This is a genomic window from Phenylobacterium sp. (genome assembly GCF_041916435.1).
Lineage (GTDB): Bacteria > Pseudomonadota > Alphaproteobacteria > Caulobacterales > Caulobacteraceae > Phenylobacterium.
In genome coordinates, this window is the sequence record NZ_JAYRZM010000001.1 from 916,105 (window position 1) to 928,942 (window position 12,838).

Below are 12,838 nucleotides of genomic sequence, written 5' to 3' on the forward strand. Positions count from 1 at the left end.
TAAGTCCACCATGTCTCGAATCGCCGCACGCCCAAGGGGCACAGGCTAGCGCAAGCCGCGCCGATGCGAACCGCGCGCGCTCACGCGCCCTTCAGGCGGGCGGAGGCCAGCACCGGCAGTTGAAGCGTCCGCGCGGCCGTGCGCGGCGTCGGCAGGCCCGGACGCAGGTACATGCGCACCAGACCGGCGCACAGGGCGGTGAAGCCGGCGAACAGCAGCGCCAGCACGGCCACCGGCTTCTTCAGGCTCTTGCCCCTGGTCGGCGGAATGGCCCGGGCGACGATGCGGACGTTGTCGTTGGTCTGGGCCGCGATCTGCTGCGCCGCGCGGCTTTCCTCCTCCTTGACGGTGAAGTCGCGCACGTTGGCCTGCAGCACGTCGCGATCGAGGCTCAGCTCCTGGAAGCGCGGCTCGAGCTGGGCCAGGCGCAGGCGCCGTTGCAGGAGCTGGTCGAGCTGGCCGGCCAGGGCGGTCTGCTGCTCGCGCAGGGCCGCGACCTCGGCGGTGAGCTGGATCTTGTCGGTCTGCAGGGTCTGGTAGACCGGATTGACGCCGTAGCGCTTGGCGCTGTCGCCGGTGGTCCGGCCCGCGTTGATCGCCTGCTCCATGTGGGCGATCTGGGCGTCGAGCTCGCGCACCGGCTGGGAATCGGGACGGTAGCGGGACAGCAGGTCCTCGCGCTGCACCTTCAGGTCGACCAGCTTGTCGGCGCCGGCCGGATTGACGTCGCGATAGATGCGCACCTCCGGCGAGACCTGGGCGAATTGGCGATTGAGGGCGCTCAGGCGGCCGACGCGGTCCTGCAACTGGGCGTCGACCTGCAGCTTCTGCTGCTGGACCTGGGCCTGAAGCTGCGACAGCGAAGCCTTCTCCGAGGCGAAGTCGCCGATGCGGTTGTAGTTGAGGAAGTCCTCGTAGGCGGCGTCGGCGGCGGCGAGCCGGCTCTCGAACGCCTGGCGCTGCTGCTCCAGCACCGGCGAGGCCGAGTCGCCCAGGATGTCGCGCCGGTAGATCAGGTACTCCTCGAGCACCGTGTTCAGCACCAGGGCGGCCGTGCGCGGATCGGGATGCTCGAAGCCCACGCGGATGATCGGCGTGTCGGGCGCGGTCTCGATCGCCAGGCTCGATTCCAGCGCCTTGAGCGCCTCGCCCATGATCAGCCGCCGCTCGGCCGGATCAGCCTTGGCGTACTTTTTCCCCAGCTCCGGATAGATGCGCGTCAGCCCCAGGCGGTTGATCACCCGCTGCTTGACCTGGACGCTGCCCAGGATCTCGGTCTCCGACTGGATGAGCTGGTCGGAGTCCGGCACCGCGCCGCGGGCGGCGTCGCCGGCGCGCGGCTCATAGACGTATTCCTGGCCCAGGCGCACCAGCACGCTGGCGTAGGCCGGATACTTGGTCTTCATGCTGAAGGCGGCGGCCATGCCGAGGATGAAAAGCACGGCGAAGACCGCGCCGATCAGGACCCGCTCGCGCCACAACAGGGTGGCGAAGTCGGCCAGGGCGTAGCGGGGACGGTTCGCCCATCCGGCGCCGACCTGCGCGTCCCGCCGAGTTGTCCAGACGCCGGGCGTCGTCATGGGAATCCGATCGATCGAACCTTAAGGGGGCAAGCTCGCCCCGCGCACTTAACGATCCGTTACCCATAACAAGGCGAGGTGATTCAGGCTCGCGCCGCGCCGCGCGGCCCGCCTGTTAACCCGCGATTACCCATAAGCGCTATCTTCCGACTCATGCGCGCACCCGTGTCCCACGCCCTGCCGGCGGCTCTCGCAGCGATCCTGGCCCTTTCGGCCTGCGCCAGCGGGCCGCCCCGCGCGCCGGCGTCGGCCTCGGCCAAGTTCACGAACATTCCCTACGCGGCCTGGGAGGACTACGAGCCGCCCTACCGCTTCTATCCGGGCGACGACGTCGACGTGACGGTGCCCTCCGCGCCGGAATTGTCCAAGACCGTGACCGTGCAGCCGGACGGGCGCATCGCCATGCCGCTGATCGCGCCGGTGATGGCCGCGGACCGCACGATTCCCGAAGTCGAGGCCGAGCTGTCGCAGGCCTACGCCGGCCAACTGCTGCGGCCGCAGGTCTATGTCGCGGCCAAGGCGGCGCCCTTGAAGGTGTATGTCGGCGGCGAGGTCGGCAATCCGGGCATCTACGACATGGCCGGCGACACCGACGCCCTGCGCGCCATCGTCCAGGCCGGCGACTTCAAGTCCAGCGCCGACCGCAGCGAAGTGATCGTCATCCGCCGCGGCCCGAACGGCGCGGGCATGATGCGGCGGGTCGACCTGCTCAATGGATTGAAGAGCCCGGCCGCGGATCTCGTGCCCCTGCGGCGGTTCGATATCGTCTACGTGCCCCGCAGCGGCGTGTCGGCCGCGGGCGTGTTCGTTCAGCAATACTTCCGCGACCTGTCGCCGATCCAGTTCGGCTTCAGCTATGCGGTCAACGGCCAGAACCGATAGGCTCCGGCGCGCGGATCAGCCGTGGGCCAGCCACTCGCGCGCGGCCCGCTGGGCCTCGGCGATCTCGTCGGAGGCCATCTCCTGGCTCAGTTCCTTGCGGTAGACCTTGGCTTCGGTCGAACCGCGCATGGCCGCCAGGTTGAACAGCATGTGGGCCGACACGTAGTCGAGCGGCGCGCCGCCCTGGCCGGTGGAGTAAAGCAGCCCCAGGCGGAACAGCTCGTCCCCCGTGGCGTGCGCATCCGGCAAGGGCAGGCCTTCGGCGTTCCCCATCTCAATGCTCGCAGGCATCGTCTTCAGTCCCCTCTCCGGTCGCCGAACTCCGTTCTGGAGCCACGCACGACCATCCATGGGAGAAGGAAAATCGCGCCGGGCTGAACATATGGTTAAGCCCGATCGCGAAGGGTGCACGCGTCGAACCGCCTGAATTTCAAGAATTTACGCGCCGGCAACACCCCTTGACGGGGCGTTAGCGCCCGGCCAGGCGGACAGCGGCTTAGATAACGGCCCCGTTCAGCGCCAGTTCAGCCGGCCCCCGCCATCCTGATCGCGATTTCGAGGGATGCGCCCGCCCCGGCGGGCCAAGACAAGGAGCCGACGAGCATGAAACGTCTGGTCATGACGCTCGCCGCCGCCGCGGCCGTGGCCGCGCCTGTCGCCGCCACGGCGACGTCCGCCCAGGCCGATCCGCGCTGGGGCCACTACGACGACCACCGGCGGGACGACCGCTGGGATCGCCGGGACGACCGCCGCGACGACCGCAGGGACGATCGCAGGGATTATCGCCGCGACTACCGCCACTATGAGCGGTGGGACGGCGGCCGCTACAACGGCTACTACTACCGCAACCGCTGGTACTATGGCCCGCCGCCGGCCGCCTACTACGGCAGCCCCTACTATCGCCCGGGCTACGCGGCCTGGCGCCGCGGCGCCTATCTGCCGCCCGGCTACCGCGGCTACGTCGTGAACGACTACTACCGCTACCACCTGCGGCCGCCGCCGCGCGGCTACGAATGGCGGCGGGTCGGCGACGACTATCTGCTGGTGGCGCTGGCCACGGGCCTGATCTTCGAGATCATCAACAACTGACGGCCGCCAAAGGCGCCGTGCGGGCCCCCGCCGCGAGGCGGGGGCCCTTTGCGTTTCGGCCTACTCGACGCCGAGCTTGGCGCGCAGGAGCTGGTTCACCGCGCCCGGATTGGCCTTGCCGCCGGTGGCCTTCATCACCTGGCCGACGAACCAGCCGATCGCCTGGGGCTTGGCCTTGACCGCCTCGGCCTGGCCGGGGTTCCCGGCGATCAGGTCGTCGATGATCTTTTCCAAGGCGCCGGTGTCGGACACCTGCTTGAGGCCCTGCTTCTCGACGATCTCGCGCGGCGCGCCCTCGCCGGCCCACATCCGCTCGAAGACGTCCTTGGCGATCTTGGACGAGATCACCCCTTCCTCGATCAGCGCGACCAGCTCGGCCACGGCCTGCGCCGAGATCGGGCTGGAGGCGATGTCGTGGCCGTCGGCGGTCAGCTTGGCGGCCAGGTCGTTGGTCACCCAGTTGGCGACGAGCTTGGCGTCGCGCCCCTTGGCGGCGGCCTCATAGAAGTCGGCTCGGGCCTGTTCGGCGATCAGCACGCCCGCGTCGTAGGCCGTCAGTCCGTACTGCGACTGGAAGCGCGTCTTCTTGGCGTCGGGCAGTTCGGGCAGCGACGCCTCGATCTCTTTCACCCAGGCCGAATCGATGACCAGCGGCAGGAGGTCCGGATCGGGGAAGTAGCGGTAGTCGTGCGCCTCTTCCTTGGACCGCATCGAGCGGGTCTCGCCCTTGGTCGGGTCGAACAGGCGGGTCTCCTGGTCGATGGAGCCGCCGTCCTCGAGGATCTCGATCTGCCGGCGGGCCTCGTACTCGATGGCCTGCTGGATGTAGCGGTAGGAGTTGACGTTCTTGATCTCGCAGCGCGTGCCGAGATGGCTGAAGTCGCCGGTCTCGCGGAACTTCTCGTAGGCGCCGGGACGGCAGACCGAGACGTTCACGTCGGCGCGCAGGTTTCCCTTCTCCATGTCGCCGTCGCAGGTGCCCAGGTAGACCAGGATGGTCCGCAGCTTCTTCACATAGGCCGCCGCCTCTTCGGCGCAGCGCATGTCGGGCCGCGAGACGATCTCCATCAGCGCCGTGCCGGCCCGGTTGAGGTCGACGTAGGTGGCGTTGGGATCCTGGTCGTGCAGGCTCTTGCCGGCGTCCTGCTCCAGGTGCAGCCGCTCGATGCGCACGGCGAAGGTGGAGCCGTCGTCACGCTCGACGACGACCTCGCCCTCGCCGACGATCGGATCCTTGAACTGGCTGATCTGATAGCCCTGCGGCAGGTCCGGGTAGAAGTAGTTCTTCCGGTCGAAGCGGGACCAGTGGTTGATCTGCGCCTTCAGGCCCAGGCCCGTCTTGATCGCCTGCTCCACGCAGCGGCGGTTGATCACCGGCAGCATGCCCGGCATGGCCGCGTCCACCAGGCTGACCTGCTCGTTCGGGCCCGCGCCGAAGCCCACGGCCGCGCCGGAGAAGAGCTTGGCGTTGGAGGCGACCTGGGCGTGGACCTCCAGGCCCAGGACCATTTCCCACGGGCCGGTGCGGCCCTCGATCTGCTTGGTGTTCTCGGTCATGACCGCCTTCTAGATGGGCGTGGGCGTTCGCGAAAGCCACCCCGTCAAAATCCCTTGCGCGGCCGCTTCGAACAAGGCTTTGCTCGCCGCCGCCCGGACAGTCGGGGATAGGAAACACACCCATGAACAAGACGCTTCTGGCGGGCCTGGCGGGCCTGTCGCTCGCCGCCGCCGCCAGCGCGGCCCTGGCCGCCGACGAAAACGCCACGGCCTCGCCGCCCGCGCCCGCCGCCGCGGCGCCCGCCCCGGCCCCGTCGGTCGACAACACGCCGATCTACGAGTTGGTTGACAATGCCCAGACCAAGGCCGTGCTGGAAAAGCACGTCCCGGGCATCTCCGAGCATCCCTCCTACGAGATGTTCAAGACCATGACCCTGCGGCAGGTCGAGCCGATGTCGGGCGGCGCGCTGACCGACGACATGCTGACCGCGATCCAGGCCGACCTGGACGCGCTGGCCAAGGCCACCGACTGAACGCCATAGCTCCGGGCGGGCGCTCGCGCGCCGCCCGGACGGGCCGCCTCACCACCAGCGCTGGGGCTTGGCCTTGAAGTCCGCCGCCTTCTCCAGGGCGCCGCCCAGGGAGAAGAGCGTGCCCTCGTCGAGCGCGCGGCCGATGAGCTGCAGGCCGAGCGGCAGGCCGGCCGCGTCGACGCCGGCCGGAAGGCTCATGCCGGGCAGGCCGGCCAGATTCACCGTCACCGTGAAGATGTCGTTCAGGTACATGGCGATCGGATCGTCGGCGTTCTCGCCGAGGCCGAAGGCCGCGCTGGGCGCGGTGGGCGTGAGCAGGGCGTCGACCTTCTGGAACGCCTGGTCGAAGTCGTCGGCGATGCGCCGGCGCACCCTCAGCGCCTTCAGATAGTAGGCGTCGTAGTAGCCGGCCGAGAGCACGTAGGTGCCGATCAGGATGCGGCGCTTGACCTCGGTCCCGAAGCCCTCGGCGCGGGTGTTCTCATAGGTCTCGGTCAGGTTGGCGCCGTCGACGCGCAGGCCGTAGCGCATGCCGTCGTAGCGGGCCAGGTTCGAGGACGCCTCGGCGGGCGCGACGATGTAGTAGGCTGGCAGGGCGTACTTGGTGTGCGGCAGGGACACCTCGACGATCTCGCAGCCGGCCTCCTTCAGCCAGGCCACGCCCTTTTCCCAGAGCGCGTCGATCTCGGCGGGCATGCCGTCGACCCGATACTCCTTGGGAATACCGACCCTGAGCCCCTTGACCGAACGGCCGACGAAGCTCGGGAAATCCGGCACGTCGACCGGCAGGCTGGTGGAGTCCTTCGGGTCGTGGCCGGACATGGACTTCAGGAGGATCGCCGCGTCCTCGACCGTGCGGGCGATCGGCCCGGCCTGGTCGAGCGAGGAGGCGAAGGCCACCACGCCCCAGCGCGAGCAGCGCCCGTAGGTCGGCTTGATGCCCACGGTGCCGGTGAAGGCCGCCGGCTGGCGGATGGAGCCGCCGGTGTCGGTGGCCGTGGCGCCCAGGCACAGCTCGGCGGCGACGGCCGAGGCCGATCCGCCGGAGGAGCCGCCGGGGGTGAGCTTGGCGTTGCCGCCCTCGCGCCGCCAGGGATTGACCACCGGGCCGAACGCCGAGGTCTCGTTGGACGAGCCCATGGCGAACTCGTCCATGTTGAGCTTGCCCAGCATCACCGCCCCGTCGCGCCACAGGTTGGCGGTGACGGTGGATTCGTAGGTGGGCACGAAGGGCTTCAAGATGTTCGAGCAGGCCGTGGAGCGCACGCCCTCGGTGCAGAACAGGTCCTTGATCCCCAGCGGCGCGCCCTCCAGCGGCCCGGCCTCGCCCTTGGCGCGGCGCTCGTCGGCGGCCTTGGCCATGTCGAGCGCCTTGTCCGGCGTCTCCAGCACATAGGCGTTGAGCGCGCGGGCGCTCTCGACCGCGGCGACGTGGGCCTTGGTGAGCTCCACCGAGGAGAACGACTTGCCGTCCAGGCCGTCGAGGGCGGCCTTCAGCGTCAGGGAGGTCAGTTCGCTCATCACTCGACCACCTTGGGCACGACGAAGAAGCCGTTCACGGTCTTGGGGGCGTTGGACAGCACCTTGGCCGGGTCGCCGCCGTCGGTGACCACGTCCTCGCGCATCGGCAGTTCGGCGGCCACGGCCGAGGTCATCGGCTCGACCCCGGTGGTGTCGACCTCGTTGAGCTGCTCGATCCAGTTCAGGATCCCGGACAGTTCCTTCGCCAGCGGCTCGAGGCGGTCTTCCGCCTCGGCGATGCGCGCCAGTTTGGCGACCTTGCGAACGGTCGCCGCGTCGATGGCCATGGGGCCCTCCTCGTCTTCGCCGGGTGGGTTAGCCGCGCAAGGCGGGCTTTGACAAGCGCGAGCCGCAGAAAGTGGCCTTAAGCGGCGGCGACGGCGCGAGACGATCGGCGGCTTTGCCGCTATGCAGCGGCCATGGCCGTCGTCGATCTTCTCGAGCTTCCCGCGCTCCTGCCCCGCTTCGGCGCGCTGGCGGGGTTGGACCTGGGCGAGAAGACCATCGGGGTGGCGGTGTCCGATTCCAGCCGCACGGTCGCCTCGCCGCTGGAGCTGATCCGCAAGACCAAGTTCACCCAGGACGCCGAAGCGCTTTTCAAGCTGATGGAAAGCCGCGAGGCCGCCGGGATCGTCATCGGCCTGCCGGTGAACATGGACGGCACCGAGGGGACGCGCTGCCAGTCGAACCGGGCGTTCGCGAGAAATCTGCTGCGGCTGCGGCCCGATCTGCCGATCGCCTTCTGGGACGAGCGGATGTCGACCATGGCGGTCAATCGCCTGTTGATCGACGAGGCCGACGTCACCCGCGCGCGGCGCGCCGAGTTGGTGGACAAGATGGCGGCGGCCTGGATCCTCCAGGGCGCGCTTGAGCGCCTGCGCGCGGAGGCGTAGAGGCCCCTTCCCTCGCCGGGCAAAGCCGCCTATGACCCGCCTTTAATGAGCGCGCTGCCCACCGGAATGACCGAGGTCCTGGCCCGGACCTTCCCGTTTCCGAGACGCCATTTCCTGTCGGTCGTCGATCTGAACCCGGTGGAGGTGAACGACCTCCTGAACCTGGCCGACGGCTTCGTCTCGCTGAACCGCCAGACCTCGAAGAAGCTCGACCTGCTCAAGGGTCGCACGCTGATGAACCTTTTCTTCGAGAATTCAACGCGCACGCAAAGCTCGTTCGAGCTGGCGGGCAAGCGGCTGGGCGCCGACGTGGTCAACATGAGCCCGCGCTCCTCGTCGATCTCCAAGGGCGAGACGCTGATCGACACGGCGGTGACCCTGAACGCCATGCAGCCGGACCTGCTGGTGGTGCGCCACGCCTCGTCGGGCGCGGCCTCGCTGCTGTCGCAGAAGGTGACCTGCTCGGTGATCAACGCCGGCGACGGCCAGCACGAGCACCCGACCCAGGCGCTCTTGGACGCGCTGTCCATGCGCCGGGCGTTCGGCCGGATCGCGGGGCTGAAGGTGGCGATCTGCGGCGACGTGCTGCACAGCCGCGTCGCCCGCTCCAACGTGGGCCTCTTGCAGATGATGGGCGCGGAGGTGCGGCTGGTGGGCCCGCCGACGCTGATGCCCGCCGAGGCCGACCGCTGGGGCGTGGAGGTGTTCCACGACATGCGCAAGGGCATCGCCGGCTGCGACGTGGTGATGATGCTGCGCCTGCAGCTCGAGCGGATGGACGGGGTGATGGCCCCCTCGCAGCGCGAGTATTTCCGCTTCTTCGGCCTGGACCGCGAGAAGCTGGCCCACGCCGCCCCGCACGTGCGGGTGATGCACCCCGGGCCGATGAACCGGGGCGTGGAGATCGATTCGGACGTGGCCGACGACCTGTCGGTAAGCCTGATCCAGAACCAGGTGGAGATGGGCGTGGCCGCACGCATGGCGGTGCTGGCCTCGCTGGCCGCGCGGCTGGAAAACGCCTGATGGCCGGCCTGAAATCGGTCTGCGTCTTCTGCGGCGCCAACTTCGGACGCCGCGAGGCCTACGCGAGCGCGGCGCGCTCGTTCGGACGGCTCGTCGCCGAGCGCGGCCTGACGCTGGTCTACGGCGGCGCCAAGGTCGGCCTGATGGGCGAGCTCGCCGACGCGGCGCTCGAAAGCGGCGGCGAAGTGGTGGGCGTGCTGCCGCGGGCGCTGATGGAGCGCGAGATCGGGCACCCGGGCATAACGCGCCTGGAAGTCGTGAACGACATGCACACCCGCAAGGCGCGCTTGGCCGAACTGTCCGACGCCTTCATCGCCCTGCCCGGCGGCATCGGCACCATGGAAGAGGTCTTCGAGGTCTGGACCTGGGGGCAGCTCGGTTTCCACAAGAAGCCCGTCGGCTTCCTGAACGTGGCCGGCTACTACGACTCCCTCGCCGCCTTTCTGGCCCACGCCGTCAGCGAGGCGTTCCTGCAGCAGGCCCATCGCGACATGCTGATCGTCAGGACCGACGGCGAGGACATGCTCTCGGCGCTGGACGACTACGTTCCGCCGACCGTCGAGAAATGGATCGGACGCGCCCAGCTATGACCGCCCGCCCCCTCGCCTTCGTCAATGTACGGCTGGTGGACCCGGCCAGCGGCTGGGACGGCCCCGGCGCGCTGCTGATCCAGAACGGCAAGATCGCCGAGGTCGCCCAGGGCCATGACCTGGGCACGCTGGGCGCCGACGTGGAGGTGGTCGACGGCCACGGGGCCATGCTGGCGCCCGGCCTGGTGGACATCCGGGTCAAGACCGGCGAGCCGGGCACGGAGACCAAGGAGACGCTGAAGTCGGCCTCGCGCGCGGCGGCGGCCGGCGGGGTGACCTCCATCGTCCTGCAGCCGGACACCGATCCGGTCGTGGACGAGCCCTCGGTGGTGGACTTCATCCTGCGCCGGGCCCGCGACATCGAGCTGGTGCACGTCTATCCGGCCGGCGCGGCGACCAAGGGCGCCGAGGGCAAGCGGATGGCCGAGATCGGCCTGATGCGCGAGGCCGGCTGCCTCTATGTGACCGACGCCGACCGGCCGATCGTCGATTCCAAGGTGCTGCGGCGGGTGCTGGCCTACGCCAGGGGCTTCGACACCCTGGTGGCGCACCGGCCGGCCGACCCGTGGCTGGCCGCCGGCGCGGCGGCCACCGAAGGCGAGTTCGCCGGGCGCATGGGCCTGCCCAGCGTGCCGCCGGTGGCCGAGAAGATCATGCTGGAGCGCGACCTGGCGCTGGCCGAGCTGACCGGCGGGCGGCTGATGGTCGACCAGATCACCACCGCCTGCGCCCTGGAGAGCCTGGAGCGCGCCAAGGCCCGCGGCGTCAGCGTGGTCGCGACGACCTCGATCAACCACCTGTCGTTCAACGAGGTGGACATCGGCGACTACCGCACCTTCCTGAAGTTCGACCCGCCGGTGCGCGGCGAGGACGACCGCCAGGCAACGATCCAGGCGCTGGCGACGGGGCTGATCGACATCGTCGTCTCGGCCCACGCCCCGGCCCCGGCCGAGGACAAGCGCCTGCCCTACGACGAGGCCGCGCCCGGCGCGGTGGGGCTGCAGACCCTGCTGCCGGCGCTGCTGGCCTTCCACCACGAGGGACGCATTCCGCTGATCGACCTGATCGGCGCGGTCAGCCACCGGCCGGCGAGCCTTCTGGGCCTGAACGCCGGGCGCCTGGCCAAGGGCGCGCCGGCGGACCTGGTGCTGTGCGACCTCGCCGCGCCGCAGGTGGTGGATGCGGCCAAGCTGGTCTCCAAGTCGAAGAACTCGCCCTTCGACGGCCGCCGCCTGCAGGGCGAGGTGCGCATGACCCTGGTGGACGGACGCGTCGTGCACCAGGCTTGAGACGCCTGCCGATCATCTGTATTCGTTTTGTTCCACGGCAACGTCCGCTGGCGGCGAGTCCGCGGAAGCGCTAGGACTCCGCGCAAAATCGGGGACGCGTCCATGTTCGACAACCTCACCCAGACCCAGCTCATCGCCGCGGTCGCCGGCGGCTACCTGCTGGGTTCGATCCCCTTCGGCGTGATCGCCACGCGACTGGGCGGCGCCGGCGACGTGCGCAAGATCGGCTCGGGCAACATCGGGGCGACCAACGTGCTGCGCACCGGCCGCCGGGACCTGGCGCTGATCACCCTGATCGGCGACGGCGGCAAGGGCGCGCTGGCCGTGTTCCTGGCCTGGTGGTTCACCCGCAACAACACCGAGGAGGCGCAGGCGGTGCTGACCTCGCTGGCCGGCGGCGCGGCGTTCCTGGGGCATATCTTCCCGGTCTGGCTCGGCTTCCGCGGCGGCCGGGGCGTGGCGACCTTCTTCGGCACGCTGCTGGCGGCGGCCTGGCCCGTCGGCGTGCTGGCGGCCCTGGCCTGGATCGTCTTCGCGGTGATGTTCCGCATCTCCTCCATGGCGGCGCTGGCGGCCGCGGCGCTCTCGCCGATCTTCGTGCTGATGGTGGCCCGCCCCTATCCGATCCTGGCGCTCTCGGCGTTCATGGCGGTGCTGATCTACATCCGCCACATCCCCAACATCCGCCGCCTCTTGAAGGGCGAGGAACCGCGAATCGGCGACAAGAAGCCCGAGGCGGCGGCCAACGACGAGGAATCGGCGGCGGATCCGGCGGCGTGAGCCAAGGCCTGTCGGATCGCGAACGGGTGGCCTGGCTGCGCCTGGCGCGCACGGACACGGTCGGCCCGGTCGCCTTCGAACAGCTCCTCGCCCGCTTCGGCGACCCCGCCGCCGCCCTGGCGGCCCTGCCCGACCTTGCGCGCCGCGCCGGACGGTCGGGCCCCTTGCGCATCCCCTCCGAGGCCGAGGTCGAGGCCGAACTCGCCGCCGGCGCGGCGCTGGGGGCGCGGCTGATCTGCGCCTGCGAGACGGCGTTTCCCCAGGCGCTGGCCGCCCTGGATCCCCCGCCGCCGGTGATCTGGGCCCTGGGCCGCGCCGAGCTCTTGGACCGCTCCGCCGTGGCGGTGGTGGGCGCGCGGGTGGCCTCGGCCGCCGGCCAGCGCTTCGCCCGCGGACTGGCCGCGGACCTCGGACAGGCCGGCCAGGTGGTGGTCTCGGGCATGGCGCGCGGAATCGACGCAGCCGCCCACGAAGGCGCCCTGCCCCACGGCACCGTCGCGGTGCTGGGCGGCGGGATCGACGACGTCTATCCGCCCGAGCACCGGCCGCTCCATGAGCGCATCGCCGAGGCCGGCTGCGTGGTTTCGGAAAGCCCGCCGGGCCGGCGCGCCCAGGCCAAGGACTTCCCCAGGCGCAACCGCATCATCTCGGGCCTGTCGCGGGCGGTGGTGGTGGTCGAGGCGGAGGTCCGCTCCGGCTCGCTGATCACCGCGCGGCTGGCCGCCGAACAGGGCCGCGAGGTGTTGGCCGTGCCGGGCTCGCCGCTCGACCCCAGGGCCAAGGGGACCAACGATCTGATCCGCCAGGGCGCGGCCCTGTGCGAGGGCGTCGAGGATGTGCTGCGCGCGCTGGAGGGCTTCCCCGGCCTGCGCGAGCGCGAGCGGCCCTATCAGCCCCCGCCGCCGGCGATGGACGACGCCGCTGACTCCGGCCTGCGCGAGCGGATCCGCGCCCTGCTATCGCCGACGCCGGTCTCCCGCGACGAGATCGCCCGCAGCGCCGGCGCCGGGGCCGCGGCGACGGCCGCGGCGCTGGTGGAGCTGTCCCTGGCCGGGCGGGCCGAGCTGCTGCCCGGCGGCTGGGTGGTCGCCGCGGAGGCATGAGGGCCGCCCCAGGGGCTTCATCAAACATTGATATCCGATGCGGCGTTGACAGGGGCGT

The 12,838-nt window shown here is 70.3% G+C and carries 14 protein-coding genes; 9 read left to right on the forward strand and 5 right to left on the reverse strand.

The genetic code is table 11. From position 1 onward, the window contains the following. Positions 1-80: 80 nt before the first annotated feature. A complete protein-coding gene (locus ACE3TA_RS04485) occupies positions 81-1,580 on the reverse strand; it encodes a GumC family protein (protein ID WP_374570862.1) in 1,500 nt (499 codons plus the stop codon). A gap of 153 nt (positions 1,581-1,733) precedes the next feature. On the opposite strand from ACE3TA_RS04485, the gene ACE3TA_RS04490 reads away from it, so the two are divergent. After that, positions 1,734-2,462, forward strand: a complete 729-nt coding sequence (locus ACE3TA_RS04490; RefSeq protein ID WP_374570864.1) for a polysaccharide biosynthesis/export family protein — start codon at positions 1,734-1,736, stop codon at positions 2,460-2,462. A gap of 15 nt (positions 2,463-2,477) precedes the next feature. Here ACE3TA_RS04490 and ACE3TA_RS04495 read toward each other — a convergent pair whose 3' ends face one another. Then, positions 2,478-2,753 carry a sel1 repeat family protein gene (locus tag ACE3TA_RS04495; protein ID WP_374570866.1) on the reverse strand — a complete coding sequence of 92 codons (276 nt, stop codon included), beginning with the start codon at positions 2,751-2,753 and terminating at the stop codon, positions 2,478-2,480. A 312-nt stretch (positions 2,754-3,065) separates the two neighbouring features. Between ACE3TA_RS04495 and ACE3TA_RS04500 the strand changes: the two genes are divergently transcribed. Then, the gene (locus ACE3TA_RS04500) at positions 3,066-3,551 is read left to right on the forward strand and encodes an RcnB family protein (protein WP_374570868.1); all 486 of its coding nucleotides are present in this window, start codon (positions 3,066-3,068) and stop codon (positions 3,549-3,551) included. Between the two features lie 60 nt (positions 3,552-3,611). Here the strand turns inward: ACE3TA_RS04500 and gatB are convergent, their stop codons facing one another. Continuing rightward, positions 3,612-5,108, reverse strand: a complete 1,497-nt coding sequence (gatB, locus tag ACE3TA_RS04505) for an Asp-tRNA(Asn)/Glu-tRNA(Gln) amidotransferase subunit GatB (protein WP_374570870.1) — start codon at positions 5,106-5,108, stop codon at positions 3,612-3,614. Positions 5,109-5,230: 122 nt separating this feature from the next. Between gatB and ACE3TA_RS04510 the strand changes: the two genes are divergently transcribed. Next, on the forward strand, positions 5,231-5,581 hold the full coding sequence (locus tag ACE3TA_RS04510) for a hypothetical protein (protein ID WP_374570873.1): 351 nt from the start codon (positions 5,231-5,233) through the stop codon (positions 5,579-5,581). Between the two features lie 48 nt (positions 5,582-5,629). On the opposite strand, the gene gatA is transcribed toward ACE3TA_RS04510, so the two are convergent. Continuing rightward, positions 5,630-7,102 (reverse strand): Asp-tRNA(Asn)/Glu-tRNA(Gln) amidotransferase subunit GatA, encoded by a 1,473-nt coding sequence (gene gatA, locus ACE3TA_RS04515; protein ID WP_374570875.1) that lies wholly within the window; start codon positions 7,100-7,102, stop codon positions 5,630-5,632. Then, the gene (gene gatC, locus ACE3TA_RS04520; RefSeq protein ID WP_374570877.1) at positions 7,102-7,389 is read right to left on the reverse strand and encodes an Asp-tRNA(Asn)/Glu-tRNA(Gln) amidotransferase subunit GatC; all 288 of its coding nucleotides are present in this window, start codon (positions 7,387-7,389) and stop codon (positions 7,102-7,104) included. Before gatC ends, gatA begins: the two co-directional genes overlap by 1 nt. Before the next feature lie 132 nt (positions 7,390-7,521). On the opposite strand from gatC, the gene ruvX reads away from it, so the two are divergent. From ruvX to dprA, 6 genes are all read left to right on the forward strand, one after another. Then, a complete protein-coding gene (ruvX, locus tag ACE3TA_RS04525) occupies positions 7,522-7,995 on the forward strand; it encodes a Holliday junction resolvase RuvX (protein ID WP_374570880.1) in 474 nt (157 codons plus the stop codon). A gap of 45 nt (positions 7,996-8,040) precedes the next feature. Beyond that, positions 8,041-9,018 carry an aspartate carbamoyltransferase catalytic subunit gene (locus tag ACE3TA_RS04530; RefSeq protein WP_374570882.1) on the forward strand — a complete coding sequence of 326 codons (978 nt, stop codon included), beginning with the start codon at positions 8,041-8,043 and terminating at the stop codon, positions 9,016-9,018. Next, positions 9,018-9,608: a TIGR00730 family Rossman fold protein gene (locus ACE3TA_RS04535; protein WP_374570884.1), complete on the forward strand. Its 591-nt coding sequence runs from the start codon at positions 9,018-9,020 to the stop codon at positions 9,606-9,608. Before ACE3TA_RS04530 ends, ACE3TA_RS04535 begins: the two co-directional genes overlap by 1 nt. Next, positions 9,605-10,897, forward strand: coding sequence for a dihydroorotase (gene pyrC, locus ACE3TA_RS04540; RefSeq protein WP_374570887.1), 1,293 nt, complete (start codon positions 9,605-9,607; stop codon positions 10,895-10,897). The genes ACE3TA_RS04535 and pyrC overlap by 4 nt, the downstream gene beginning before the upstream one ends. A 102-nt stretch (positions 10,898-10,999) precedes the next feature. Further along, complete coding sequence (gene plsY / locus ACE3TA_RS04545; protein WP_374570889.1) at positions 11,000-11,677, forward strand: glycerol-3-phosphate 1-O-acyltransferase PlsY; 678 nt, start codon at positions 11,000-11,002, stop codon at positions 11,675-11,677. Then, positions 11,674-12,780, forward strand: a complete 1,107-nt coding sequence (dprA, locus tag ACE3TA_RS04550; protein WP_374570892.1) for a DNA-processing protein DprA — start codon at positions 11,674-11,676, stop codon at positions 12,778-12,780. The genes plsY and dprA overlap by 4 nt, the downstream gene beginning before the upstream one ends. The last annotated feature ends 58 nt before the right edge of the window (positions 12,781-12,838 follow it).

What these genes read in the sequence shown, in the direction of transcription:
- ACE3TA_RS04490 (WP_374570864.1), top strand. Translation starts at nt 1,734, where the DNA reads ATGCGCGCACCCGTGTCCCACGCCCTGCCGGCGGCTCTCGCAGCGATC.
- pyrC (WP_374570887.1), top strand. Translation starts at nt 9,605, where the DNA reads ATGACCGCCCGCCCCCTCGCCTTCGTCAATGTACGGCTGGTGGACCCG.
- ruvX (WP_374570880.1), top strand. Translation starts at nt 7,522, where the DNA reads ATGGCCGTCGTCGATCTTCTCGAGCTTCCCGCGCTCCTGCCCCGCTTC.
- gatB (WP_374570870.1), bottom strand. Translation starts at nt 5,108, where the DNA reads ATGACCGAGAACACCAAGCAGATCGAGGGCCGCACCGGCCCGTGGGAA.
- ACE3TA_RS04530 (WP_374570882.1), top strand. Translation starts at nt 8,041, where the DNA reads ATGAGCGCGCTGCCCACCGGAATGACCGAGGTCCTGGCCCGGACCTTC.
- plsY (WP_374570889.1), top strand. Translation starts at nt 11,000, where the DNA reads ATGTTCGACAACCTCACCCAGACCCAGCTCATCGCCGCGGTCGCCGGC.
- gatC (WP_374570877.1), bottom strand. Translation starts at nt 7,389, where the DNA reads ATGGCCATCGACGCGGCGACCGTTCGCAAGGTCGCCAAACTGGCGCGC.
- ACE3TA_RS04510 (WP_374570873.1), top strand. Translation starts at nt 5,231, where the DNA reads ATGAACAAGACGCTTCTGGCGGGCCTGGCGGGCCTGTCGCTCGCCGCC.
- ACE3TA_RS04485 (WP_374570862.1), bottom strand. Translation starts at nt 1,580, where the DNA reads ATGACGACGCCCGGCGTCTGGACAACTCGGCGGGACGCGCAGGTCGGC.
- ACE3TA_RS04500 (WP_374570868.1), top strand. Translation starts at nt 3,066, where the DNA reads ATGAAACGTCTGGTCATGACGCTCGCCGCCGCCGCGGCCGTGGCCGCG.
- gatA (WP_374570875.1), bottom strand. Translation starts at nt 7,102, where the DNA reads ATGAGCGAACTGACCTCCCTGACGCTGAAGGCCGCCCTCGACGGCCTG.
- ACE3TA_RS04535 (WP_374570884.1), top strand. Translation starts at nt 9,018, where the DNA reads ATGGCCGGCCTGAAATCGGTCTGCGTCTTCTGCGGCGCCAACTTCGGA.
- ACE3TA_RS04495 (WP_374570866.1), bottom strand. Translation starts at nt 2,753, where the DNA reads ATGCCTGCGAGCATTGAGATGGGGAACGCCGAAGGCCTGCCCTTGCCG.